This is a genomic window from Rhodococcus sp. 14-2470-1a (assembly GCF_002259425.1).
GTDB classification, from domain to species: Bacteria; Actinomycetota; Actinomycetes; order Mycobacteriales; family Mycobacteriaceae; genus Rhodococcoides; species Rhodococcoides fascians_E.
In genome coordinates this window covers 185,710-211,009 of record NZ_NPFZ01000014.1, presented here as the reverse complement: position 1 = coordinate 211,009, position 25,300 = coordinate 185,710, and the positions used below count along the sequence as shown (strand labels likewise).

Annotated in this window: 26 protein-coding genes; 10 read left to right on the top strand and 16 right to left on the bottom strand. The window is 64.5% G+C overall.

Annotation, left to right across the window (positions count from 1 at the left end; genetic code table 11):
• Nucleotides 1–11 precede the first annotated feature (11 nt).
• The gene (locus CH292_RS07300) at nt 12–839 is read left to right on the top strand and encodes an MOSC domain-containing protein (RefSeq protein WP_026348057.1); all 828 of its coding nucleotides are present in this window, start codon (nt 12–14) and stop codon (nt 837–839) included.
• Here CH292_RS07300 and CH292_RS07295 read toward each other — a convergent pair.
• Genes CH292_RS07295 through aspA form a run of 3 tightly spaced genes read right to left on the bottom strand, consistent with a single transcriptional unit; the run spans nt 811 to nt 4,546 of the window.
• The gene (locus CH292_RS07295; protein WP_019666602.1) at nt 811–1,677 is read right to left on the bottom strand and encodes an asparaginase; all 867 of its coding nucleotides are present in this window, start codon (nt 1,675–1,677) and stop codon (nt 811–813) included. The two genes, CH292_RS07300 and CH292_RS07295, sit on opposite strands and share 29 nt — an antisense overlap.
• A 4-nt stretch (nt 1,678–1,681) precedes the next feature.
• A complete protein-coding gene (locus tag CH292_RS07290; protein WP_094654414.1) occupies nt 1,682–3,100 on the bottom strand; it encodes an amino acid permease in 1,419 nt (472 codons plus the stop codon).
• Nucleotides 3,101–3,106: 6 nt separating this feature from the next.
• Complete coding sequence (gene aspA, locus CH292_RS07285; protein WP_037163853.1) at nt 3,107–4,546, bottom strand: aspartate ammonia-lyase; 1,440 nt, start codon at nt 4,544–4,546, stop codon at nt 3,107–3,109.
• A gap of 121 nt (nt 4,547–4,667) precedes the next feature.
• On the opposite strand from aspA, the gene CH292_RS07280 reads away from it, so the two are divergent.
• A complete protein-coding gene (locus CH292_RS07280) occupies nt 4,668–5,363 on the top strand; it encodes a FadR/GntR family transcriptional regulator (RefSeq protein WP_094654413.1) in 696 nt (231 codons plus the stop codon).
• Here the strand turns inward: CH292_RS07280 and CH292_RS07275 are convergent.
• From CH292_RS07275 to groL, 3 genes are all read right to left on the bottom strand, one after another.
• Nucleotides 5,360–6,052 carry a hypothetical protein gene (locus CH292_RS07275; protein WP_094654412.1) on the bottom strand — a complete coding sequence of 231 codons (693 nt, stop codon included), beginning with the start codon at nt 6,050–6,052 and terminating at the stop codon, nt 5,360–5,362. The two genes, CH292_RS07280 and CH292_RS07275, sit on opposite strands and share 4 nt — an antisense overlap.
• A gap of 109 nt (nt 6,053–6,161) precedes the next feature.
• Nucleotides 6,162–7,115: a non-homologous end-joining DNA ligase gene (gene ligD / locus CH292_RS07270; RefSeq protein ID WP_020112577.1), complete on the bottom strand. Its 954-nt coding sequence runs from the start codon at nt 7,113–7,115 to the stop codon at nt 6,162–6,164.
• A gap of 174 nt (nt 7,116–7,289) precedes the next feature.
• Complete coding sequence (gene groL / locus CH292_RS07265) at nt 7,290–8,915, bottom strand: chaperonin GroEL (protein ID WP_026348058.1); 1,626 nt, start codon at nt 8,913–8,915, stop codon at nt 7,290–7,292.
• 466 nt (nt 8,916–9,381) lie between these two features.
• Between groL and CH292_RS07260 the strand changes: the two genes are divergently transcribed.
• The gene (locus tag CH292_RS07260) at nt 9,382–10,869 is read left to right on the top strand and encodes an amino acid permease (protein ID WP_094654411.1); all 1,488 of its coding nucleotides are present in this window, start codon (nt 9,382–9,384) and stop codon (nt 10,867–10,869) included.
• On the opposite strand, the gene CH292_RS07255 is transcribed toward CH292_RS07260, so the two are convergent.
• Together CH292_RS07255 and CH292_RS07250 are read right to left on the bottom strand one after the other, a co-directional pair.
• Nucleotides 10,866–11,762 (bottom strand): serine/threonine-protein kinase, encoded by an 897-nt coding sequence (locus CH292_RS07255; protein WP_094654410.1) that lies wholly within the window; start codon nt 11,760–11,762, stop codon nt 10,866–10,868. The genes CH292_RS07260 and CH292_RS07255 overlap by 4 nt on opposite strands.
• Nucleotides 11,759–12,634: a DMT family transporter gene (locus tag CH292_RS07250; RefSeq protein ID WP_037163860.1), complete on the bottom strand. Its 876-nt coding sequence runs from the start codon at nt 12,632–12,634 to the stop codon at nt 11,759–11,761. Before CH292_RS07250 ends, CH292_RS07255 begins: the two co-directional genes overlap by 4 nt.
• A 210-nt stretch (nt 12,635–12,844) precedes the next feature.
• Between CH292_RS07250 and CH292_RS07245 the strand changes: the two genes are divergently transcribed.
• Nucleotides 12,845–14,734, top strand: a complete 1,890-nt coding sequence (locus tag CH292_RS07245; protein ID WP_094654409.1) for a BCCT family transporter — start codon at nt 12,845–12,847, stop codon at nt 14,732–14,734.
• A gap of 97 nt (nt 14,735–14,831) precedes the next feature.
• On the opposite strand, the gene CH292_RS07240 is transcribed toward CH292_RS07245, so the two are convergent.
• From CH292_RS07240 to CH292_RS28845, 7 genes are all read right to left on the bottom strand, one after another.
• A complete protein-coding gene (locus tag CH292_RS07240; protein ID WP_019666614.1) occupies nt 14,832–15,425 on the bottom strand; it encodes a DJ-1/PfpI family protein in 594 nt (197 codons plus the stop codon).
• A 33-nt stretch (nt 15,426–15,458) separates the two neighbouring features.
• Nucleotides 15,459–16,133 (bottom strand): GPP34 family phosphoprotein, encoded by a 675-nt coding sequence (locus tag CH292_RS07235; RefSeq protein WP_094654408.1) that lies wholly within the window; start codon nt 16,131–16,133, stop codon nt 15,459–15,461.
• The gene (locus CH292_RS07230) at nt 16,130–16,549 is read right to left on the bottom strand and encodes a DUF1801 domain-containing protein (protein ID WP_094654407.1); all 420 of its coding nucleotides are present in this window, start codon (nt 16,547–16,549) and stop codon (nt 16,130–16,132) included. Before CH292_RS07230 ends, CH292_RS07235 begins: the two co-directional genes overlap by 4 nt.
• Nucleotide 16,550: 1 nt before the next feature.
• Nucleotides 16,551–16,901 carry a UBP-type zinc finger domain-containing protein gene (locus tag CH292_RS07225; protein WP_019666617.1) on the bottom strand — a complete coding sequence of 117 codons (351 nt, stop codon included), beginning with the start codon at nt 16,899–16,901 and terminating at the stop codon, nt 16,551–16,553.
• Entirely contained in the window at nt 16,898–18,376 is a 1,479-nt protein-coding gene (locus CH292_RS07220; protein WP_094654406.1) for an ATP-binding protein, read from the bottom strand. The genes CH292_RS07225 and CH292_RS07220 overlap by 4 nt, the downstream gene beginning before the upstream one ends.
• On the bottom strand, nt 18,373–20,028 hold the full coding sequence (locus tag CH292_RS07215) for an FAD-dependent oxidoreductase (protein WP_019666619.1): 1,656 nt from the start codon (nt 20,026–20,028) through the stop codon (nt 18,373–18,375). Before CH292_RS07215 ends, CH292_RS07220 begins: the two co-directional genes overlap by 4 nt.
• A gap of 91 nt (nt 20,029–20,119) precedes the next feature.
• Entirely contained in the window at nt 20,120–20,275 is a 156-nt protein-coding gene (locus tag CH292_RS28845; protein ID WP_155290417.1) for a hypothetical protein, read from the bottom strand.
• A 183-nt stretch (nt 20,276–20,458) separates the two neighbouring features.
• Here CH292_RS28845 and CH292_RS07210 point away from each other — a divergent pair, with 183 nt between their 5' ends.
• On the top strand, nt 20,459–21,250 hold the full coding sequence (locus CH292_RS07210; protein WP_019666621.1) for a DUF1206 domain-containing protein: 792 nt from the start codon (nt 20,459–20,461) through the stop codon (nt 21,248–21,250).
• Nucleotides 21,251–21,256: 6 nt separating this feature from the next.
• Here CH292_RS07210 and CH292_RS07205 read toward each other — a convergent pair whose 3' ends face one another.
• On the bottom strand, nt 21,257–22,198 hold the full coding sequence (locus tag CH292_RS07205; protein WP_094654405.1) for a YafY family protein: 942 nt from the start codon (nt 22,196–22,198) through the stop codon (nt 21,257–21,259).
• A gap of 88 nt (nt 22,199–22,286) precedes the next feature.
• Between CH292_RS07205 and CH292_RS07200 the strand changes: the two genes are divergently transcribed.
• From CH292_RS07200 to pssA, 5 genes are all read left to right on the top strand, one after another.
• A complete protein-coding gene (locus tag CH292_RS07200; RefSeq protein ID WP_037182867.1) occupies nt 22,287–22,691 on the top strand; it encodes a VOC family protein in 405 nt (134 codons plus the stop codon).
• Between the two features lie 119 nt (nt 22,692–22,810).
• On the top strand, nt 22,811–23,269 hold the full coding sequence (locus tag CH292_RS07195) for an SRPBCC family protein (RefSeq protein WP_020112583.1): 459 nt from the start codon (nt 22,811–22,813) through the stop codon (nt 23,267–23,269).
• 69 nt (nt 23,270–23,338) lie between these two features.
• Entirely contained in the window at nt 23,339–23,611 is a 273-nt protein-coding gene (locus tag CH292_RS07190; protein ID WP_019666625.1) for a GlsB/YeaQ/YmgE family stress response membrane protein, read from the top strand.
• A 103-nt stretch (nt 23,612–23,714) separates the two neighbouring features.
• Entirely contained in the window at nt 23,715–24,431 is a 717-nt protein-coding gene (locus tag CH292_RS07185) for a phosphatidylserine decarboxylase (RefSeq protein ID WP_026348061.1), read from the top strand.
• A 6-nt stretch (nt 24,432–24,437) separates the two neighbouring features.
• The gene (gene pssA, locus CH292_RS07180) at nt 24,438–25,298 is read left to right on the top strand and encodes a CDP-diacylglycerol--serine O-phosphatidyltransferase (protein ID WP_019666627.1); all 861 of its coding nucleotides are present in this window, start codon (nt 24,438–24,440) and stop codon (nt 25,296–25,298) included.
• Nucleotides 25,299–25,300: the final 2 nt, after the last annotated feature.

Here is a 25,300-nt window from a genome sequence, read left to right as displayed (position 1 = left end):
TCCTCGCCGGTGTGAGTGCCACAGGTCGGAGTGCCACAGTGTCCGAATTGGTCTGCTACCCGGTCAAGGGTTGTGCCGGGCAGTCACTCGACACCGCACGAATGACGGTTCGCGGGATCGACCACGATCGAGAATTCATGATCGTCGACGACGACTTCTCGTTCCGCAGCCAACGCAGCGACCCCGTCCTCGCCGTGGTGACGCCGTCGATCGACGGTGACCAACTGACGCTCACGCACGAAGAATTCGGGTCGGTCACCTGCACGATCGATCGACGGTCACAGCCGATCGACGTCACCATGTTCCGTGCGCCGTTCCTCGGCATCGATCAGGGCGACGACGTCGCGTCGTGGTTGAGCGACGTCGTCGGCGAGGCGTCGCGGCTGGTTGCCGTCCCCTCCGACTTTCACCGCGTCACCGACGGAATCACCCCAGGGACAGCGGCATTCGCGGACAGCTCCGCCGTTCACATCCTCTCGGAGTCCACCCTGGACGGATTGAACACCCGGATGGACGCGCCGCTTCCGATGAATCGATTCCGGCCGAACATCGTCGTCACCGGCTGGGACGACCCTCATACCGAAGATCTTGTCCGCGACATCTCGATCGGAGAGACAGAGCTCGCCTACACCAAGCTCGCGATCCGCTGCCCCGTCACCACCGTCGACCAGGCGCGCGGAGTGCGAGACGGACGCGAACCACTGAAAACCCTCGGCACGTACCGCAAGGCACGGCAGAAGGGCGTTGCCTTCGGCGCGAAATTCAGCGTGGTCGACGGCGGCACACTGTCCGTCGGAGACACCGTGAACGTCACGACCTGGGGCGAGTCGGAGCTGTAGCGATCTGTACCGCGAGCACCACCCGCGCCTGGCCTGCGCGTAGCAACGGCGAGAACACGGCCCCGGCGTCCACGAGATCCGCTCCGCCGCCGCCACCGCCGTACGTGGGCTCGATGGTCCCGACGGGCACGCGAGTGGTTACGACGACCGGTACACCCGCGCTCTTCACCGCCGCCACGACGGACGGATTGGTGTTCCCGGACCCGGTGGCCTCGAGCACGATGCCCTGAGCGCCCGCGGAGACGAAGGCGTCGATGGCCACCGCGTCGGCGCCGGGGTACAACGCCACGATGTCCACGCGGACACCGGAGATCGGAGTCCGAGGCACGACATCTCGCGGCTCACCGGAGCTGACGAATGCGTCGAGTTCCGTTGTGTGCCACTTGGACAGTCCCCGCGCAGGCAGCGTCCGTCCACCGAACACGACGAGTACACCGCGGCCACGGTTCGCCTCGTCGAGAACGGCGTCGACGGCCGCGGCGACGTTGCCCGGACCGTCCGCGTCCGCGTGGTCGGACGTGCGCTGTGCACCGGTGAACACCACGGGCCTCGGGTCACCGTGGAACAGATCCACCAACAGCGAGGACTCTTCCATCGTGTCCGTGCCGTGCAGCACCACCACACCCAGGCAGGCCGGGTCGTCGAGCTCGTCGAACACGGCGTCGACGATGCGGTCCAGGTCCGCGAAGTCGAACGCCGAGCTGTCCTTGGACATCAGGGTGCGGACCCGTACTTCGCCCGGCAGGTCGAAACCCACGGAGCCGGGCCTCGAGATGCCGTCCTCGTCGCGGCTGCTCCCGATGGTTCCGCCTGTTGTCAGCAGGGCAATGTGAGACAAGCCGTCATCCCTCTCGTTCTTCGGCCACTGCGGCAATCCGGTTGCGGCACAGAAACCATCCGCCGACGAGCAGCGGTGCGATGATCAGGATCGACGCGATGGTCCAGGTACCGACCGGCTTGTCGAACGCCATCAGAATCAACACGGCGAGGAGGAAGACCAACGTCGCGATACCGGTGTAGGGAGCGCCGAACATCCGGAACTTCGGCCGGGCGAGGTCTCCCGAGCGAGAGCGCGACCACAGCTTCAGTTGACACAGAATGATCACCGCCCATGCGCTGATGATACCGAGGGCCGCGAAGTTCAACACGATCTCGAACGCCTGTGCCGGTACTGCAGCGTTGAGTCCGACGCCGGCGAGCGCCACCAACGCTGTCAAAGCGATTCCGCCGTAGGGAACTCCGGCCTTGTTCATCCGAGCCGCGAGCTTCGGTGCGGATCCGGCGACGGCCATCGAGTGGAGGATGCGGCCCGTCGAATACAGCCCGGCGTTCAGCGAGGACAGTGCTGCGGTGAGCACCACGAGGTTCATGATGGCGTCGGCGCCCTGCACGTCGATCGCGCCGAAGAACGTGACGAACGGACTTTCCCCTGCGTGATATGCGCTGTACGGCAACAGAAGCGACAGCAGTAGCACCGAACCCACGTAGAACACCAGGATCCTGACGATCACCGTGTTGATCGCCTTGGGTATGACCTTCTCCGGGTTCGCGGTCTCTCCCGCCGCGGTGCCGACGAGCTCGATCGACGCATACGCGAACACGACGCCCTGCACCACGACGATCGCGGGCAGCAGCCCGTTGGGGATCAGTCCGCCGTTGTCGGTGATGACCGACAAGCCGGGAGCCTGACCGTCGATGGGAGTTCCGAAGATGACGTAGTACACGCCGACGACCAGGAAGGTGACCAAGGCGAGAACCTTGATGAGCGCGAACCAGAACTCGAGCTCTCCGAAGACCTTGACCGACACCAGATTCAGACCGAGTACGAGAACCAGGCCGATCAGCGCGAAGACCCACTGGTCCACATCTCCGAGTGGCGCCCAGTACTTCTTGAAGAAATTCATGTACAGCGCAACCGCTGTCACGTCGACCACGGCCGTCATGGCCCAGTTCATCCAGTACAGCCAGCCGGCCGCGAACGCCATCTTCTCCCCGAAGAATTCGCGTGCGTAGGACACGAAGCTTCCCGACGACGGTCGGTGCATCACCAGTTCGCCGAGCGCGCGGAGGATCAGGAAAGCGAAGAACCCGCAGAGAGCGTAGACGAGCACCAGGGCCGGACCGGAGTCGTGCAACCGTCCGCCTGCGCCCATGAAGAGGCCGGTTCCGATCGCACCTCCGATGGCGATCATCTGAATCTGTCTCGGTACCAGAGCTTTACGGTATCCGAGGTCTTCCGAATGTCGAGTGTCGACTGTCATGTGCGGCTACCTTGTCGAAGTTTCGGGGGCATCGGCGTGCGGTGCAGGCGCGACGCGGAGATTGGCGAGATGTTGCGGGCTGAGCAGACGATCCAGTTCTTCACGGGCCAGTAGCTTCTTCTCGAGCACGAGGTCGACGACATTGCGGCCACTGACCAACGCCTCCTGGGCGATCGTCGTGGACTCGGCGTAGCCGAGGTACGGGCTCAGTGCGGTGACGAGGCCGATGGAGTTCTCCACACGCTCACGGAGCAGATCGGCGTTGGCGGTGATGCCGTCCACGCATCGGGTCGCGACGGTACGGCAGGCTGCGCCGAGATGGGCCATGCCTTCGGACAGCGACTTCACGATGATCGGTTCGAAGGCGTTGAGCTGCAGTTGCCCTGCCTCGGCGGCCATGGTGATGGTGACGTCGTGGCCGATCACCTCGTAGGCCACTTGGTTGAGCACCTCGGGAATCACCGGGTTGACCTTGCCCGGCATGATCGACGAACCCGCCTGCATCGGAGGCAGATTGATCTCGTTCAGGCCGGCCCGAGGACCCGAGGACAGCAGCCGCAGGTCGTTGCAGATCTTGGACAGCTTCACCGCGATCCGCTTGAGCACACCCGACAGGTGCACGAACTGACCCACGTCCTGCGTCGCCTCGATCAGATCGGTCGCCGTGACCAGCGGAAGTCCTGTCTTGGTGCGCAGATGCTCGCACGCAGCCGCGGTGTATCCGTCGGGCGCATTGAGACCGGTACCGATGGCCGTTGCACCGAGATTGATCTCGTGCACCAGCAGCGCGGCTTCCTCCAGCCGCGAGCAGTCCTCGTCGATCATGATCGCGTACGTTCCGAACTCCTGACCGAGTGTCATCGGCACCGCGTCCTGCAACTGCGTACGTCCCATCTTCACGACGGTGGCGAACTCGGATGCCTTGCGGCGGAACGCGTCGCGCAGGAATTTCATGGACTCGATCAGCTCGTGCGCCGCGTAGATCGTCGCGATGTTCACGGCCGTCGGGTACACGTCGTTGGTGGACTGACTTGCGTTGACGTGCTCGTTGGGGTGCAGGTGGCTGTAGTCACCGTGCGCATGACCGAGGATCTCGAGCGCACGGTTGGCGATCACCTCGTTGGCGTTCATGTTGGTCGAGGTGCCCGCGCCGCCCTGAACGACATCCACGACGAACTCGTCGTGCCACTGCCCGCCCAGAATCTCGTCGCATGCCCGACGGATCGCGGCGCTTCGGGTGGCGTCGAGAATCCCCAGATCCTCGTTGGCGGAGGCCGCGGCCCACTTCACGGCGGCCAGGCCGCGGATCAGATGAGCGTTGGTACCGATCGAACGGCCCGTGATGGGGAAGTTCTCCAGGGCACGCAGGGTGTGTATGCCCCAGTACGCCTCCGCGGGTATCTCGCGTTCACCGAGAAGGTCCTTCTCGATTCGAGTCTCCACCACGTCCTGCTCCTTCTGATGTCCGGCTGTCCGGCTGTCTGACAGGTTAGAGTGTGAACCAAGACACGTCCGCCCGTCAACCGTCACCTTGACTCGCCCGCCGCAGGAAGAGGACTATTCAGACATGAACCTGTCGGACAGCTGGGCGGTCAGTCAGCCGACCGCAACGAGACTGAGCGCGGCAGAAGCCGTCTTCGCCGACATCCGCGACGCAATCGTCGCCGGCCACATCGCCATCGGCGAACGACTCCCCGCCGAGAGCGCTTTGGCCACCCGATACGCCGTCAGCCGATCCGTGATCCGCGAGGCACTTCGATCGTGCAATGCACTCGGACTCACCGAAACCAAAACGGGTCGAGGCACTTTCGTCACCCGAGATCGCGTCACCGGCGATCTCGACATCGGCAACTACGACGCCCGCGAACTGATGGAAGCCCGCCCCCACGTCGAAATCCCGTCGGCCGGCTGGGCAGCCGAGCGCCGCACCGACGAAGACCTGGCCGTCCTCGAAGGGCTCACCGACGAACTGCGAAGCGAGGACGACCACCACGCCTGGGTACTGCTCGACGGCCAATTCCACACCGCCATCGCCCGAGCCAGCAAGAACCGCGTCTTCGAAGCGATCATCGTCGACATCCGCGGCGCGCTCACCCGTCAGTCCGAGACCCTCAACCTCGTCGCCCGACGCCAGCAGAAATCCAACGTCGAGCACGACCTCATCGTCGAGGGCATCCGATCCGGCAGCTACGAGGAAGCCGCCGAAGCCATGGCCGCGCACCTCGACGCCGTCCGGGGCGCCGTGGAATCGCTCCGCCGTTAGCTCCAGCTCTCGTTCCAGTCACGCGCGAACATGAACGCGCCCTCGGTTCCCCAGCACGTGATGCCGAACATCTCGTCGGACTCGCACACCACACCGACCGCGGACAACACCTGACCGTACTCGAGCACTCGAGGTTCGTCGGCCGTGTAGATCCCTTGCGTCGTGCAGATGTGTTGCGTCCCGCCGTCGTTCACTCGCACTGCGTACTTGTCGTTCTCGGCATTGGTGCATGTGCGGCCTTCGAACGGCGCGACACTCGTCTTGGCCTGACAACCGACCTGGCCTGCGGGTGATCCCCCGGCCCAGATCCCGCACTGAATATTTCCCGACGGGGTGGTGAAGTTGTACCGGCCGAGATCGGTCGCGAACAGTGCCGGGTCGACATTGCCGGAATCCAGGCTCGGTCGGGGCTGATTCCACGGGAACAGATCCGACGCTTCCTCCGGAGCAGGCGCCGTGGGAACGATGACGATCTCCTGCTCGGGCTGCGCAGGTCCGGACGTCGGCTGCGCGGACGTCGACTGGTCGGACGTCGACTGCTCGGACGTCGGCTGTTCCGACGTCGACTGGGGCGCTACGCTCGTCGTTTCCGACGCTGCAGCGCCATCCGGCTCCTCGCTACTGCAGCCGCTCACGGCCAGAACAGCAGCCACAGCGGCAACGACGACGGCAGACCGTGCGGCGATCATGAATACTCCTCGTCCCAAGACAACCGGGCGCCGTCTCGTCTACCCGTCCTATCGGTCTGCTTTACGAAGCCATTAACCGATCACGGATAACGATGACGACTCGAATCGGTTACTCCTCGGGTTCCGTCAGCCCTTCCCGCTCGTCCCGCTCCGCCCATTCCAGCAACGGATCGAGCGAGAACACCGCCTCGTCGATGCCGTCGTGCAGGTCGCCGAGTTTCGCGAACCTGTCCGGCACCGTGAAGATCGTGAAGTCACGCGGATCGACGTCCGGAACCTCGTTCCAGGAAATCGGCGTCGACACCGTCGCTTGCTGATTGCCTCGCACCGAGTAGGCGCTGGCAATGGTGTGGTCCCGCGCGTTCTGATTGTAGTCGACGAACAGCTTCGTCGGATCGCGGTCCTTGCGCCACCACACCGTCGTCACGTCGTCGGGGGCGCGGCGTTCCACCTCACGGGCGAACGCGAGCGCAGCGCGTCGAACATCCTTGAATCCGTACTCGGGCGCGATCCGCACGTAGATGTGAAGCCCATGTCCGCCAGATGTTTTCGGCCAGCCCGTCGCACCCAGGTCTTCGAGGACCTCGGCGGCGACGCCGGCGACTCGGCGAACCCGATCGAACGGGCAGTCCGGCATGGGATCGAGATCGATGCGCCACTCGTCGGGCATCTCCACGTCCGCGCGCCTGGAGTTCCAGGGGTGGAACTCCACCGTCGACATCTGCACAGCCCACACGACGTGCGCCAACTCGGTGACGCACAGTTCGTCGGCGGTTCGGTTGTAGCGCGGGAACGTCACGCGCACGGTCTCGAGCCAGTCCGGGGCGCCGTTCGGCACACGCTTCTGGTGAACCTTGTCCCCCGCCAGACCCTTCGGGAACCGATGCATCATGCACGGCCGCTCCCGTAGAGCACGGACGATGCCATCGCCGACGCCGAGGTAGTAGTTCACCAGATCGAGCTTGGTGGCCCCGCTCTCGGGGAAATACACCCGGTCGGGGTTGGAGACACGCACGATGCGCTCCCCCACCTCGAGTTCGATCGCCTCCGACGCTGCTGCCATTCCACGAGCCTAGACATCCAGGGCCGGACTGCACACAAACCGCCGCCCGACGCCACATCCGGCCCTGCGAACCCGATTTGTGTGCATCCAGGGCACACGTACACCCGGGCCACCGCGAGCACGAAAAAGCCCGACCCCACCGAAGTGGAGTCGGGCCTGTTCGAGAGAGACGGACTAGAAGTCCATGCCGCCCATGCCACCGGTCGGGTCGCCTGCGGGCGCTCCGGCCTTCTCGGGCTTGTCGGCGACGACGGCCTCGGTCGTCAGGAACAGAGCCGCGATGGACGCTGCGTTCTGCAGTGCCGAGCGGGTGACCTTGACCGGGTCGTTGATGCCTGCAGCGAGCAGGTCCTCGTACTCGTTGGTCGAGGCGTTGAGGCCGTGACCGGACGGGAGGTTGCGGACCTTCTCTGCGACGACGCCGGGCTCGAGGCCTGCGTTGAACGCGATCTGCTTGAGCGGTGCTTCGAGGGCGACGCGGACGATGTTCACGCCGGTTGCCTCGTCGCCGTCGAGCTTCAGGTTGTCGAGTGCGGGCGAAGCCTGCAGCAGCGCGACGCCACCACCGGCGACGATGCCCTCTTCGACGGCAGCCTTGGCGTTACGCACTGCGTCTTCGATGCGGTGCTTGCGCTCCTTGAGCTCGACCTCGGTCGCTGCTCCGGCCTTGATGACTGCAACGCCACCGGCCAGCTTGGCCAGGCGCTCCTGCAGCTTCTCGCGGTCGTAGTCGGAATCGGAGTTCTCGATCTCGGCGCGGATCTGGCTGACGCGTCCGGCGATGGCGTCGGAGTCGCCCGAGCCCTCGACGATGGTGGTCTCGTCCTTGGTGATGACGACCTTGCGTGCCTGACCGAGGAGCTCGAGGCCTGCGGTCTCCAGCGAGAGGCCGACCTCTTCGCTGATGACCTCGCCACCGGTGAGGATGGCGATGTCGGCGAGCTGAGCCTTGCGGCGGTCACCGAAGCCGGGAGCCTTGACGGCAACGGACTTGAAGGTGCCACGGATCTTGTTCACCACGAGGGTGGAGAGAGCTTCGCCCTCGACGTCCTCGGCGATGATGACGAGCGGCTTGCCCGACTGGATGACCTTCTCGAGCAGCGGCAGCAGGTCCTTGACCGTGGAGATCTTGGAGCTGACGAGCAGGATGTACGCGTCTTCGAGGACGGCTTCCTGGCGCTCTGCATCGGTGGCGAAGTACGCCGAGATGTAGCCCTTGTCGAAGCGCATGCCCTCGGTGAGCTCGAGCTGCAGGCCGAAGGTGTTGGACTCCTCGACCGTGATGACGCCTTCCTTGCCGACCTTGTCCATGGCCTCGGCGATGAGCTCGCCGATGGACGGGTCGCCTGCGGAGATACCAGCGGTAGCAGCGATCTGCTCCTTGGTGTCGATCTCCTTGGCGGAAGCGAGCAGCGACTCGGTGACGGCTGCGACAGCCTTCTCGATGCCGCGCTTCAGGCCGAGCGGGTTCGCGCCGGCTGCGACGTTGCGCAGGCCTTCACGAACGAGTGCCTGGGCGAGAACGGTAGCGGTGGTGGTGCCGTCGCCTGCGACGTCGTCGGTCTTCTTGGCGACCTCTTTGACGAGCTCGGCGCCGATCTTCTCGTAGGGATCCTCGAGCTCGATCTCCTTGGCGATGGAGACGCCGTCGTTGGTGATCGTGGGGGCGCCCCACTTCTTCTCGAGCACGACGTTGCGACCCTTGGGGCCCAACGTCACCTTTACTGCGTCGGCGAGGGCGTTGAGGCCTCGCTCGAGGCCACGGCGTGCCTCTTCGTCGAACGCGATGATCTTGGCCATTGCGAAGTGATCCTCCGGATTGGGGGTGACACGCAGAGCGACCGCTTGCCGGGTCGCTCCAATTGCGCAGAGCGACCGTGTTCAGTCGCTCTTCTGCACTTGCTCGGCCGAGTTCGGTGCCCGCGACGGACGACCAGGGGTGTCGATGATTCCCAGCCTCACCGTCCCGACCTGGCACTCACAAGGCGCGAGTGCCAACTGCATTTCTAGCACTCGACCATGGCGAGTGCAAGGTCGTCACCGAAGTGTTCGCCTACGGCGCAGAAGACCGACCGAGTCCGACGCCGGGGCGAAGCTCGAGCAGATGCTCACCCTTTCACGCACTGTTTACATGCAGGCGCGTTGTTTACATTGCACGCCTTTCGGCTCGATGCGATCCGGAAATAACGTTCGGAGACAGCAACATTCGCCACTAGCTCATTTCGGACAAAACACCCATACACGCATCGACAGCAAGGATCGTCACATGTCCGATTCGGTCGACACGAAGTACGACAACTCCGCCATGGACCACGAGGAGGAGGGCTACCACAAGGGTCTCAAACCTCGCCAGCTCCAGATGATCGCCATCGGTGGCGCCATCGGCACCGGGCTGTTCCTCGGCGCGGGTGGACGACTCGCCAGCGCAGGCCCCGGCCTGTTCCTCGCCTACGCCCTGTGCGGCATCTTCGTCTTCTTCATCCTCCGCGCCCTCGGCGAACTGGTGCTGCACCGCCCGTCGTCGGGATCGTTCGTCTCGTACGCCCGTGAGTTCTTCGGCGAGAAAGCCGCATTCGTCGCAGGCTGGATGTACTTCCTCAACTGGGCCATGACGGCCATCGTCGACGTGACGGCCATCGCCACCTACATGCACTACTGGGGATCGTTCGAGGTGATCCCGCAGTGGGTCATCGCACTGATCGCGCTCGTGCTGGTCATGAGCCTCAACCTGGTCTCGGTGAGGTGGTTCGGCGAGATGGAGTTCTGGGCCGCGATGATCAAGGTCGTCGCACTCGTGACGTTCCTGATCGTCGGCATCGTCTTCCTCGCCGGACGCATCCCCGTCGGCAGCGAGATGCCCGGCATCAGCCTCATCACCGACAACGGCGGGCTGTTCCCGTCGGGCGCGTGGCCGCTGGTCATCGTCATCTCCGGCGTCGTGTTCGCGTACGCCGCCGTCGAGCTGGTCGGCACCGCCGCCGGTGAGACCGAGAACCCGGCGAAGATCATGCCGCGCGCGATCAACTCGGTGATCGCGCGTATCGCGCTGTTCTACGTCGGCTCGCTCGTCCTGCTGGCGCTATTGCTCCCCTACACGGCATACGCAGCAGGAACATCGCCTTTCGTGACGTTCTTCTCGAGCATCGGCCTCGGCGGCGCGGGCACGATCATGAACATCGTCGTGCTCACTGCTGCGCTGTCCTCACTGAATGCCGGCCTCTACTCGACGGGTCGCATCCTGCGCTCGATGGCCATGAACGGCAGCGCTCCCGAGTTCACCAAGAAGATGACCAAGGGCGGCGTTCCGTTCGGCGGCATTCTGCTCACCTGCTTCATCACGCTGTTCGGCGTCGCACTCAACGCCATCGCCCCGGGTGAGGCCTTCGAGATCGTGCTGAACATGTCCGCCCTCGGCATCATCGCGAGCTGGGCGACGATCGTGCTGTGCCAGATCCAGCTCTACCGCTGGTCCAAGAAGGGCATCCTCGAACGTCCGAAGTTCCGCCTGTTCGGCGCCCCGTACACGAGCTACGCGACGCTGGTGTTCCTCTTCGGGGTGCTGGTTCTGATGGCCTTCGACGCCCCGATCGGGTCGTGGACGATCGCCACCCTCGTCGTCATCATCCCGGCACTGATCGGCGGATGGTTCCTGGTTCGGACGAAAGTCCTCGCCGTCGCCGAGGAACGTCTCGGCTACACCGGGCAGTACCCCGTCGTCGCCAACAGACCACTCGACGACGATCCGGACAACTAGAACCTCCGACGCCACCCCGCCCCGAAGGGCGACTTTCGGGGCGGGGGCTCCGGAGCGGAAGCAGCAAGGGCGTCGGCGACGGCGTTGCTGAGTTCCGTGCACGTCGCGAATCGATCTTCCGGCTTCTTGGCCAGCGCGGTCGCGACGACGCCGTCGAGACCCTTCCGTAGGTCTCGTCGGCGCGCGGTCACCGACGGAGGCGACGCGTTCAGCTGAGCGTCCGTGATCGCGAGCGGCGTCGCGAGGGGATACGGGGGCTTGCCGGTGAGCAATTCCACGAGCGTTGCGCCCAACGCGTAGACATCGGTTCGAGCGGACAGACGCTCACCGCGAAGCAGTTCCGGTGCGGCGTACTGAATGGACGCGAAGACCGACCCTCCTCGCGCCACCGGTCCGGCGTCGAGGAATCGCGCGATCCCCCAGTCCGACACCATCACCTGCTCGAAACCGCCACGCGGTTCGGTACTGATCAGGATGTTCGACGGTTTCACGTCGCGGTGCAGTACGCCCTGAGTGTGGGCGTAGTCCAGACCTTTCGCCACTTCGCTGACGATGCGGGCAGCTCGGTCGACGTCGAGGGCGATCTGGCCGCGTGCGACGAGCCGCGCTGCGCTGTATCCCTCGACGTAGTGCATCGTCATCCACAGTCGACCGCCGAACTCACCGTGGGCGTGCACGGACACGATGTTCGGATGGTGCAGCCGCGCCGCGATCTTCGCCTCCATGACGAATTTCGCCCGGAGCTGCTCGTCTCCCGAGGCGTCCTCGTCGAGAATCTTGAGTGTCTCGCGCCCTTCGACGAGGTAGACCTCACTCATCCCACCCACCCCGAGCAGCCGCTCGACCGTGTACCCGGCGAACGTCCGTCCCGGCGACAGGCGGCCGGTGGTCATGGCGAGATCGACACCGACGGCTCGTCTCGCGCCGATGACCGGGCGAGTGCAACAGTTGCCGCGACCATCGCGACGAGAGCGACCACGAGGACCACACCGCCGCCTCTTCCGGTGGCGAGGTACTCGCCGAGGACCACGAACCCGAGAGCCGACGCCACCACCGGTTCCATCACCGTGGTGGCGGGAAGCGAGGCCTGCAGAGCGCCGGCTTGAAATGCGGACTGCTGCAGGGTGATCGCCGCGACCGCCACGGCTATCAGCGCGTACAACTCGACGGAGGTCAACAGAGGAACGACTCCGCGGCTCACGAGGTGGACCACGCCTTTGGTCAGCACGGCGGCGACGCCGAACAATGCACCCCCGGAGATGCCGAGCAGCAATGCTTTTCGAGGACCGCTCGCCTTACGTGACGCAAGGACGCACAGCGCGACGAACGGTAGTCCGATCAGGCAGACGACGATCCAGTGCCGAGCCTCGGCCCTCTCCACTCCGGGCTTCGGGTCCCCGACCACGACGAGAATCGCCACCGAGGCGGTCAGTGCCGCGGCCCACATCCACTCGGCGGCGGAGATCGTCCGATGCGCAAACCGTGCGCCGAGCGGAAGCGCGAACAGCAACGACAGCACCAGCAGAGGCTGGACCAGCAGCAGCGATCCCATCCCGAGCGCGGCCGCCTGGAGCGCGTAGCCGAGGATCCCGACGACGGTCCCCACCCACCAGATCGGCTGCTTGACCAGCGACCCGATGGGCCCCAGCGCACCGTTGGACTCCACCGGAACCTGCGCTGCCGTGCGCTGCCGAACCACTGTCCCGACTGCGATGCACAGCGCTGCACCGAGTGCGAGGACCACCACCGTCGTTGTTTGCGGCACGACGAAACATTAACGGCAGATCGCCACGTCAGCGAGTTCTCGGTCGAACGCCGAATTCGCTCGAGTCGAACAGGTCGGTTATCGTGTTTAACGGCACTTGACCAATAGAACGCATAAGTAAGAGAAACGACGTGTGGTCGGCCCGGTCTCGACTGCATCGGTAGCCGCCCATGATTCGGATACGAAAATCGTGAGGACGGAAGACTCGACGTGAATGTGGACAAGAAGCCCAATGCCGTGAGGGAAGCGTGGGACGGGCTTCGAAAGCCCGTCTTCCTTCCAGCATCGATAATTATTTTCGTCATGATCGCGTTCGCGGTGATCTTCGCAGGCACCGCTGAGGACGCATTCGACACGCTCAACAAGGGAATTACCGACGGCGTCGGCTGGTGGTACATCCTTTCCGCCACTGGTTTTGTTCTGTTTGCTGTGTACTGCGGCATCAGCCGCGTAGGAAACATCAGGCTCGGCCGCGACGACGAGAAGCCCGAGTTCGGCGTTCTGTCGTGGTTCGCGATGCTGTTCAGCGCCGGCATGGGGATCGGCCTGGTCTTCTACGGGGTCGCCGAGCCCCTGTCGCACTATGTCGTGCCACCGGAGGCAGGTGGAATCGCTGGGTCGACCGACGCCGCCGCCAACCAGGCCATGGAGCTGACCCTGTTCCACTGGGGTCTGCACGCCTGGGCGATCTACGTGGTCGTCGGGCTCGGGCTTGCGTACATGACGTACCGCAAGGGCCGACCGCTCTCCATTCGCTGGCTTCTCGAACCGTTGCTCGGACGTAAGCGAATCGAAGGATTCATCGGTCATGCCATCGACGTCGTCGCCATCGTAGGCACCCTGTTCGGTGTCGCGACGTCTCTCGGTTTCGGTGTGCAGCAGATCTCCGCCGGGCTCGAGTACCTCGGCTGGGTGGAAACGAACAACTGGCTGATCGTCGTTCTCATCGCGTTCGTGACCGGCCTCGCGACGTTCTCGGTGGTCTCGGGTGTCACCAAGGGCCTCAAGTGGCTGTCCAACATCAATATGGGCATGGCTGCATCGCTTGCCCTCTTCGTTCTGATCTTGGGACCCACCCTGTTCCTGCTGCAGTCCTGGGTCCAGAACCTCGGCGGCTACGTACAAGCGCTACCGGAGCTCATGCTGCGCACATCTCCCTTCTCCGACGACGGCTGGGCTGGTGCGTGGACCATCTTCTACTGGGGCTGGTGGATGAGCTGGGCGCCGTTCGTCGGCATGTTCATCGCACGCATTTCGCGTGGCCGCACCATCCGCGAATTCGTGTTCGGGGTTCTGCTGGCCCCGACCATCATCGGTTCGCTGTGGTTCACCATTTTCGGTGACGCAGGCATCCTTCGCCAACGCGACGACGGCGACATGCTCGTCGACGGTGCTGTCGACACGAACACCAGCCTGTTCCAGTTGCTCGACGGCTTGCCCTTGGGAATCATCACCAGTGTCCTGGCGATCTTCGTGATCGTGTTCTTCTTCGTGACGTCCTCGGACTCCGGTTCACTTGTCATCGATATTCTGTCCACGGGCGGCGACCTCGACACCCCCAAGATCACTCGCGTGTACTGGTCGGTGCTCGAAGGCGTCATAGCTGCCATTCTGTTGTTGATAGGTGGCGCGGGTTCTCTGACCGCACTACAGACGATGTCCATCGCGACAGCCGTTCCGTTCTCGGTCGTGCTCGTTCTCGCGTGCGTCTCGCTACTGAAAGCGTTCAGATACGACGTCGCAACGACACCCCGCTACGTTCGCGTCACACAGACCCCGACGAACGGCGAGGCGCACGATTCCAGCGCGGACGAAAGCGCAGCTTCACAGTCCGAAACGCCCAGGCGTCGACGCGGTGCAGGAATATCGTCGACGTTCTCGGGACTCGCGCCGTCGCGTACAGGTCTGGTGGCACCGGCGAACGGTCACGTCGTCCTCGCCGTGCACGAAGTGTCGACGGAATCGCTCGAGGTCGATCCCGACACCGGCGCAGTCGAGTACTCGGCGGACAGCGGTCCCGTCGACCCGCTCGGAGGCGAAGTGTTCGACACTCCCGAATTCGCCGATTCCCACGAGGGACAGACGCAGTCGAATTCCTGAGCGAGAAGTAGAAAAAGGGGCCCGGTTCGACCGGGCCCCTTTTTCGTGTCGTCCTCGGCTCACTTTTGCACTGCCTGTCGCAGCACTGGTCCTGCGTTTACTGACCGTCTGACCATTCGTACTGCATCTGCCGAGCGGTGCTCGTTGCGACGTCCGGACTCACCAGTCGCGAGACGAGGTGCAGCGCCAGGTCCAGTCCTGCACTGATGCCCGCGGACGTCGCGATGTCGCCGTGATCGAGATACCGGACACCCTCGCGGACATCGAGACTCGGCCACCGCCGCCGGAGGTCGTCGACGTCTTCCCAGTGCGTCGTCACCGGACGTGCATCCAGCACCCCGGCGTCGGCCAGCAGAAACGCACCGGTGCACACCGACGCGGTCACTTCCGTTGTGCCGAACTGCGTGTGGATCCACGCCGCAGCGGCCGCAGGTACCTCGTCGACGACACCACCCGGCACGAGCACCACGTCGTAACGCCTGGTGTCGTCGATCGTGGTGTCCACCGCGATGCGCATGCCACCGCGGGCATGCACCGGACCGTCGTCGACTCCGACGAGCACCACGTCGAACGCGCGCACTCCCCCGTCGCGCGTGGTGATTCGGTTCGCCACCGAGAAGACTTCGAACGGCCCGCATGCGTCGAGCACCTCGACGTCGTCGAACATCAGAATGGCGAGAGATCGCGTCATCGCACGATCATCGCAGGACCTGCTGCCCAGTGCTCAGCTACCGGACGCAGCGATGGCGGGGACGACGATCGCCACCGCCAGCGCGGCGTTCACATCCTGCACTGCCTTCCGGACGGCCTCGCCCGCCCAGTCGCCCTCGGCGATGTCCTTCGCTCGACGTTTCGCCGCTCGCTTGTCGGCGGCAGGCAACACCTTGTGGACAGCGTCGATCGCGGACAACATCGACACGACAGCCGATATCTCCGGCAACGGCGTCGTACCGTCGACGATCGCGCTGTGAATCCACTGGATCAGCCATGCTGTGCGTGTGGTGTCACGGGCAGGCCAGGACGTCGTCGGGAACAGGCCGAGGATTCTGTCCTCGTGCTGCGTGACCGCACCTCGCTGCGCCAGGCGGAGACCGATCTCCTGTTTCAGGTTCTTGTGGAGCTTCTCGATGACTTTCTGCGGTTTCGGCGGGTTGTTCTCGGTTCCGATGAACGCGTGGACCCGCGCGAGAAGCGGATCCTGCGGGGGCGGCCCCGACACCACGAGCCTGCCGTCCTTGACCACTTCACCCTTCGCGGTGATGCGGACGGCGCCGTTCATGGCCAGCTCGAGCACCAACGCACCCGCCAGCACACGCGGGAATTTCGTACTGTCGACGATCGGCTTACCCGTCACGTCGTCGACCAGAACCAGAAACAGATCCTCCGCGATCAGAGTCATGTGCCGAGCGTACCCACCACGTACGGATACGAGAGCTCGATCATCTTCTCCAACACCGCCGAGTCGACGTCGGCGAGCTTGTTGACGTACAGACATCCGGCCCCGGGCTTGTGTTTGCCCAGTTCGTTCAGCAGTGCCTGGGATTCGGGAGCGTACGTCAACCCGTACATCACGAGAGAGGTCCTACGGGGCGAGAAGCCGACCGCGAGTGCGTCGCCTTCCCGGCCACTGTCGTATCGGTAGTGATACCGGCCGTAACCCACCATCGACGGACCCCACATGACGGCAGGTTCCCCGGTGACACGTGCGAACAGCCGGTGCAACGCCAACCCGTCGGCGCGGCGCACCGGATGCTCGACGCTCTCGAGCCACGCGACCACGTCCGTCGCCGTCGGCCCGGTCTTGCTCTCGCTCATGTCAGTTGAGGTAGTTCTGCCACCCCGACGGCACGCGGTCCGCGGGCCCCGGCGTCGACTGATCGAGCGGATGATGCTGCGGCGGAGCAAGTTCCGGCCCGTCGTACATCTGCTCGTCGGCGTAGCTGTAGTACCAGCTCTCCCCCGGTTCGAAGCTTCTGATGAACTGATGGCCGGTGCTTTCGGCGTGCTTGCTCGCATGCTGCGACGGAGACGAATCGCAACACCCGACGTGCCCGCACTGCGCGCACCGACGAAGGTGGAACCACCAACCGTCGCTGGTCGAACATTCGAGACACCCTGGTCCCGACGGCTCGGCGGTGACATCGATTCCAGGAATCGGCTCGGTCATGACTCCCCCTCTGTCGCTTCGGTTGTGGGCTCTGCTTCGGTTGCCGGCTCGATGGGAAGCCTGACGACGAAACGCGTGTTTCCCGGCTCGGATTCGACACGTAGGTCGCCGTGATGCTTCTTGACGACGATGCGCCACGAGATGTCGAGGCCGAGGCCGGTTCCCTCACCGACCGGTTTGGTGGTGAAGAAAGGCTCGAAGATTCGTGAACGGATGTTCTCCGGCACTCCGGGCCCGGTGTCGCCGATCTCGACCAATACGTGGTCGTGATCGAGTCTCGTTGCCACGGTCAGTGTTCCGGCCCCGTTCATCGCCTGCACGGCGTTGTCGACGAGGTTGGTCCACACCTGATTCAGTTCCGCCGCGTAGGCGGGAATCGGAGGCACTGCCGGGTCGTAGTCCTTGACCACCGAAATGTCGTCGCCGATCTTCCGTGCGAGCATCACCAGAGTGCTGTCGAGCAGTTCACGTAAGTCGATCGTCTGGTACGGCGCTCGATCCATCTGCGAATACTGTTTGGCCGCACCGACGAGCGTCGACACCCGGGTCGTCGAATCGGCGATCTCGTTCATCAGCAATTCGGTCTCGACGGTGTAGTTGAGCCAGCGGATCGCACCTTCGAGCGTCTTTGACTCGTCGACGGTGGCCGCGACCTTGTCCAGCCACGCGATGTCGAGGCCTGCCTGCACGAACGTCGGAGCCAGATCCCACCCACCCGCGATGCCGTGATCGTCGAACCAGTCCCCCAGTTCGTCCTCCGCATCCGACGCCTCGAGCGGCGACAGCTTGGGAGCCTTCGCGACCAGCTCGACGGCTTCCTCCTGCAATCCGACGAGGGAAGTCAGCGACGCCGGGTCGAGCGCACCGTTCGCGATCATCTTCAGCTTCTGGCGCATGTGGGCGACCCGATCGCGCAGCGCATCCGTCGCCCGTACCGCTGCCGCGGCCGGATTGTTCAGCTCGTGCGTCAGGCCGGCGGACAACGACCCGAGCGCCAGCAGTCGCTCACGCTGGTCGACGATCTGCTTGGTGTTGAGCGCACCGACGAACAAGCCCTCGAGCAGATGCAGCGCCATCGGAAACCATTCCTCGACGATCTCCGCGAAACACGCCGCGTCGAGCACGAAGAACCGCGATGTCTCGGTCACACGCATCGAACTCGGGTACGTCTGCGGCACCCGATCACGCAGATACGCCTGCCACGCACCGGCGTACACCCCGCGCTGAGACGTTCGGCTGATCACCATCTCCTCGCCGCTGGAGTTCTTCGTCAGCACCAACGAACCGTCCATCAGCACGTAGAAGCACGTGGCAGGTTCACCCTCGCTGAACACGGGCCCTGGCTCGATGATCTCGATGTGCCCCTCGTGGCACAGCTTCTCCACCTGCTCGTCCGACAACTTCTCGAACAGGAACAGCGTCTTCAGCTCCTCCGGACTACACCGCAGCGATCCGGGGTCGCTCTGCACGCTCACGGGTTCGCCAGGTATCTGTGCACCAGCATCACGGCCATCGCTCCCTCTCCCACAGCCGACGCGACGCGTTTCGCCGAGTCGGATCGCACGTCGCCGGCCGCGAACACGCCGGGGACACTGGTCTCGAGATGGTGCGGCAGCCTGTCGCGATCCCACCCCGTCGGTCCCTTGCCGTCGACCACCAGATCGGGTCCCGTGACGACGAAGCCGTGCTCGTCGCGCACCACGACACCGTCGAGCCACTCCGTCCGAGGTGCCGCACCGATGAACAGGAACAGGTACTGCCCGGGAACCGTCTCGTCGGTGTCCGTCACACGGTTGTGCAGGGTGATGGACTCCAGGTGATCGTCGCCGCCGACGCCCACGACCTCGGTGCACGTCCGTACCGTGATTCGCGGATGATCCTCGATCTGCTTGATCAGGTAGTACGACATCGATGCTTCGAGCGACTGCGCACGGATCAGAATTGTCACCGACTTCGCTCCGCGGGCCAGGTACACCGCTGCCTGACCGGCCGAGTTGGCGCCGCCGACGATGTAGACGTCCTGCTCCGCGCAGCGCGCGGCCTCCGTCATCGCCGATCCGTAGAACACTCCGCGGCCGGTGAACTTCTCGATGCCGGGCGTCGCCAACTGCCGGTACGCCACCCCCGTCGACAGGATCACGGTCTGAGCGTCGATGCTCCGACCGTCCGCGAACCGAATCGTCCGGGCCGAACCGTTGGCCTCGAGCCCGACGACGTCCTGCGTCGTCACCACCTCGGCGCCGAACTTCAACGCTTGCCGACGCGCACGCTCGGCCAACTGAGCACCGGACACGCCGTCGGGAAATCCCAGGTAGTTCTCGATACGGGAACTCTGTCCTGCCTGCCCACCCGTCGCGGTGCGCTCGATGAGCGTCGTGCGCAGTCCTTCCGACGCGCCGTACAGCGCCGCACCCAGACCTGCCGGTCCACCACCGATGACGACCAGGTCGTAGAACTCACCGGACGGTGTCGTCGTGAGGCCGAGATGATTGCCGAGTTCCGAGTCGGACGGCGCACACAGTGCTGTGCCGTCCGCAGTCACGATCACCGGGCACACGGTGTCGTCGACACCGGCCGACGTCAGCAGCCGCACCCCTTCGGGGTCGTCGGCCATGTACCAGCGATACGGCAGCTGATTGCGAGCCAGGAATTCCCGGACCTCCGACGACCGCGCGGACCAGCGGTGGCCGATCACCTTGGTTTCCTCCACCGGCCGGTGATCGCTGGACGCCCACGCCTCGAGCTGAGCGTCGAGCACCGGGTAGAGCTTCTCCTCCGGCGGATCCCACGGCTTGAGGAGGTAATAATCGAGGTCGATGACGTTGATGGCATCGATGGCCGCGTCGGTGTCGGCGTACGCGGTCAGCAGGACCCGGCGAGCCGCCGGATACAGGTCCATCGCCTGCTCGAGAAATTCCATGCCGTTCATCTGCGGCATCCGGTAATCGGCCAGCAGGATCGCGACCGGCTGGCCGCGCAGTTTCAGTTCTTTCAACGCATCGAGCGCCTGAGCACCGGACTCGGCCCTGATGATGCGGTAGTTCTCGCCGTAGTGGCGACGAAGATCGCGTGCGACGGATCTGGATACACCCGGATCGTCGTCGACGCTGAGAATTGCAGGCTTCATGACCCTCCCGGTCGGGCAGCTACTTGAAGACAAGTATGCCGCGCCGGACGTCACCGCGCCTTGGTGCCAGCAGGGGTGCCGGCAGGGGGTGTCAGACCTGCCCGCGCCGGATGAGGTCGATTTCCTGGGCGGTCAACAAGCGCTCGAGCTTTTCGCTCGGCCACTTCCTTGGACTTCCGCTCATCCGCGCCGATTCGAGCAGCGGCACGCCCGAGCCTGGACGACGCAAGATCGAATGAAGGTTCACGATCGATCACTCCGAACAAAATTCGTTTTGGCCTGATTCCTCGTTCGTTGCATCGCCCAGTCTTCGCCTCTCGTTACCGTTCGCGGGTGAGGCGCGCTGAAGAAGTTTCGACGCATGTGCGTTTCGTCGGGTTCGCAGCCGGGTAGAGAGATGGATTACCAATCGACGAGTCGGGGGCACGAAATGAGCGCAACAGGCGCCGCGGAAACGGTCCAGAACAACACGTGGTTCGAACGAGCAGCCCGGGCGGGTCACTTCGTCAGCGGGCTGCTGCACATCCTCATCGGCTACATCGCCGTTCGACTCGCCTTCGGGCAGGGCGGCAACGCCGACCAGTCCGGTGCGCTCGCCGAACTGGGCAGCAAACCCGGAGGTGCCATCGCACTGTGGGTCGCCGTCGTCGCGTTCGTCGCACTCGCACTGTGGCGAGTCATGGAAGCCGTCGTCGGCAAGAAGTCGGATCAGGACGAAGGCAGCGCGATGGACCGGCTCAAAGCCGCCGCCCTCGCCGTCGTCTACCTGGCGTTCGCCTGGTCCACCTTCGGCTTCGCCAAGGGCTCCGGACAATCGAGCGGCCAACAGAACGCAGGCATGACCGCGCGATTGATGGAGAACGGATTCGGCAAGATCGTGCTGATCGTCGTCGGACTCGTCGTGATCGGTGTCGGCGGCTACCACGTCTACAAGGGCGTATCGAAGAACTTCCTCGACGACCTGGAAGGCAACCAGAGCAAAGGCGTCGAGTATCTCGGCATCGCCGGGTACGCCGCCAAGGGTGCCGCATTGATCGGCGCCGGAGCACTGGTCGTCGTCGCGGTGTTCACCTCCGACCCCAGTAAGGCCACCGGCATCGACGGCGCCGTCAAGACGCTCGGTGAACAACCGTTCGGCCAGATACTCCTGGTCCTCGCCGGCGTCGGCATCGCGCTCTACGGCCTGTACGCCTTCGTCCTCGCTCGTCACGCACGCATGTGAGGGCCTCTACCCGTAGAGGGAGGTGAGTTCGGATCCGATTCGCGCGAGCTCGGCTCGCACCGAATCGGATTCGACGACCTCGAGCTCGGCACCCCAGCCCGCCAGGTGCTGGGCGATCATCACCGGCGCAGGCGCGGAGACCGTCGCCCTCAGCCGTCCGTCGACGACGTTCTGCACCACGCAATGTTTGCCGAACTGCGCCTGCAGCACCGACAGCAATCTCTCCGGGATCTCGACGACCGCCGACGTCGCGCGCTGCCGGTCTTCCACGGTCTCGACGACGGACGCCCACGCGTCGGCGAGATCGAAATCCGCCGGACGCAAGAACACCGTGTCGGTGGGCGCGACCTCGGACATCCGGTCGAGGCGGAACGTCCGCAGGCCGTGAGCCGTCGATGCGATCAGATACCAGTGCCCGTTCTTGTCCACCAGCCCGAGTGGACCGACCTCGCGGTGCCCGGGCCCGGTGTGCCCGAACGTCTTGTAACCGAACGTCACGTTCACTCGCCGAACCACCGCGCGCTGCAGCAGTCCGACATGCTCCGAGCCTGCGGACAACTCCTGCCCCCAGCTGGCCGGATCGATCGTCGTCGCATCGGCCGCGGCTTGCGCGTCGACCCTGAAGGGTTCGGGTAACGCCTTCACCAGCTTGCGCACCGCGGCCTTGGCGTCCGGCGACAATGCGGCGCCCGGACCGACCAACGTGAACAAAGCCTGCGCTTCCGTGGAACTCAGTCCGGTCAGGTCCGTTCGTGCGCCACCGATCAGTTGCCATCCGCCGTTCCGACCCGGTTGCGGATAGACCGGGACACCGGCGGACGACAGCGATTCCAGGTCCCGGCGTGCTGTCGAGGCCGACACCTCCAGTTCTTCGGCGACCTCGGCGGCGGTGATCCGCCCACGGGTCTGCATCAGGAGAAGTGTCGCCACGAGCCGGTCTGCGCGCATGCAGGAAAGTATCCCCCCGAAAGTGCTCAGAAGATGAGCACTTTTGCGTGCATAGTCGACTCCACAACCACGAGAGAGGGAGAACGCAATGCTCAGAGGACTCAGCAACATCAGCTTTTACGCAGACGACGTCGACGCGGCAGGCCACTGGTACACCGACATCCTCGGAATCGCTCCGTACTTTCGCCGCGACAACCCGGACGGAACACCGGGCTACGTCGAGTTCAGAGTCGGCGACTTCCAGCACGAACTGGGCATCGTCGACCGCAAGTACGCGATCCCGGGAACCTCGAAGTCCGAATCCATCACCTTCTGGCACGTCGACGACCTCGCCGGATCGCTCGAGAAGCTCCTCGCCGCAGGCGCAACACTGCACGACGAGATCCGAGCCCGCGGCGAAGGCTTCGACACCGCATCCGTGGTCGACCCTTTCGGCAACGTCCTCGGCATCATGACCAACCCTCACTACCTGGAGATGCTCGGGCGGGCGTGACGTTCCCCGTGCTCGATCATCGTCGGGGATCCCCGCCGGAACGGGCGGAAGTGCCACGCCACACCTACCCTGTCGACTACGTTTACCTGTAACTATCGGTTGCATCTACGGAGGAACACGTGAGCAAGACCCTCGAAGCCAGCATCGACGTCGACGCCAGTCCCGAGCAGGTGTGGAAGGTCGTCTCGGATCTGAAGCGCATGGGTGAGTGGAGTCCTCAGTGCAAGAAGATGAAGGTCTTCGGTGGCGATGTCCGCAAGGGCACGACGACGCTCAACATCAACCGGAAGGGCCTGCTGGTCTGGCCGACCACGGCGAAGGTCGTCGAATTCCAGCCGAACAAGGCCATCGCGTTCCGCATCGCGGAGAACAAGACGATCTGGTCCTACACACTCACCCCGTCGGCAACGGGAACCACCGTGGTGGAGAAGCGTGAGGCCCCGACGGGCACGAGCGCCGTGTCCGGCTTCCTCGTCAAGAACGTTCTCGGCGGCATCGAGCAGTTCGACGTCGAACTCGTCGACGGAATGAACAAGACCCTGCAGCGCATCAAGTCGGAAAGCGAGCGCGCTCGGTAAAATGTTTGACGAGTGAAGTTTCTGGGCAGCCCCAGTTGTCAAACGGCAACAAACAAAAAGGGGCATGACATGACACCCGCACTCGGTTTCATCGGTTGGATCGTCATCGGCGGCTTGGCCGGATGGATCGGTAGCAAGATCATGAAGACGGACGCATCGATGGGCATCATCTTGAACATCGTCGTCGGCATCATCGGAGGATTCCTCGGCGGCTGGTTGCTCAGCGTCTTCGGAGTCGATGTCAAGGGCGGCGGCCTGATCTTCAGCTTCCTCACCTGCCTGCTGGGCGCAGTGATTCTGCTGTTCATCGTCAAGGCTGTGACGGGTCGCTCGAGGACCTGACGGTCACTGCTCGTTCCCGGCTGCCGGGGCTTCTCACGTACTGTGTGAAGCCCCGGCAGTGTCCGTTTCAGGCACTGCCCCCAGAGATGTTCTAAGGAGCGAAGTGGCCCGCCGTCCAGCCCCGATCGGTCAACCACCCAGCAGCGGCATAGCGCATGTCGCCGAGCTGGTGAAAAACACCGTTCCGCCGCTGCATCCAGCAGGCCTTCCCTTCGTCGCCGGGCCGCTCGCGGTCGCTGCACTCGGCCGCAGGCACAAGTGGATCCGCCGGGCCGGACTCACCGCGGCCGGCGCGTGCGCCACGTTCTTCCGCCACCCCAGCCGCGTTCCGCCGAACCGTCAGGGCGTCGTCGTCGCACCTGCGGACGGGCTGATCACACTCGTCGACACCGCGGTGCCGCCCGCCGAGCTCGATCTCGGAACCGAGGCCGTTCCCCGCGTCAGCATCTTCCTCTCGGTCCTGGACGTGCACGTGCAACGCGTGCCCGTCGCCGGCGAGGTCGTCGAGGTCGTGCACCGCAAGGGCCAGTTCAAATCCGCGGACCTCGCCGAGGCGAGCGAGGTCAACGAACGCAACAGCATGCACATCCGCACCCCGTCGGGACACGATCTCGGAGTCGTGCAGATCGCCGGGTTGATCGCTCGACGCATCGTCAACAACGCGAAGGTCGGCGACGCCTTGACCATCGGTGACACCTACGGCCTCATCCGGTTCGGCTCCCGGGTGGACACGTACTTCCCTTCCGGTTCGACTCTGCTGGTCGAACCGGGCCAGCGGGCAGTCGGAGCCGAGACGGTGCTCGGCGAGCTTCCCCGATAGCCGGCGATGATCACCAGACGCGCCCGCCCGCCCGCAGCCGTCCGATTGCTGCCGTCCGTCGTCACCATTCTGGCGTTGTGCGCCGGCTTGTCCGCGGTGAAGTTCGCCCTGGACGGTCAGCTGGGAACCTCGCTGGCGATGATCGGCGCGGCCGCGATTCTCGATGCACTCGACGGCAGAATCGCCCGGTTGCTCGACGCCACCAGCCGCATCGGCGCCGAACTCGACTCACTCGCCGACGCCATCTCCTTCGGCGTGGCACCGGCTCTCGTGCTGTACGTGACGCTGTTGGAAGGTTCGAGCAGTGGATGGATCATCGCGTTGGTGTACGCGGTGGCGATGGTGCTGCGTCTGGCACGGTTCAACACTCTTCTCGACGAGGACGACTCACCCGGTTACGCCAGTGAGTTCTTCACCGGCGTCCCGGCGCCCGCCGGTGCGCTGATCGTGCTCACCCCGATCGCGGCGTTCCAGGAATGGGGTGACGGCTGGTGGTCGTCGTTCTACGTCGTCGTCGGCTGGACCGTGTTCACCGCGGGCCTCGCAGTCAGCCGCATTCCGACTCTCGCCCTCAAAACAGTCTCGGTTCCGCCGCGAATGGCAGCCGCGCTTCTGATTCTGGTGGCGCTGGCCGCTGCCGCGTTGATCACGTATCCGCTGGTTCTGCTGATGGTTCTCGTCGCGATGTACCTGGCGCACATTCCGTTCGCCGTTCGGTCGCAGCGCTGGGTCGCCGCCCGCCCCTACACCTGGGACGCCAAGCCGGCGGAGCGTCGAGCGGAGCGCCGGGCCATCCGCCGGGCGCCGGGCAACAACCGTAGGTCCGCAGCCAGGCTCGGCCTTCGTCGCCCGAAGAGCCCCCGATGAGC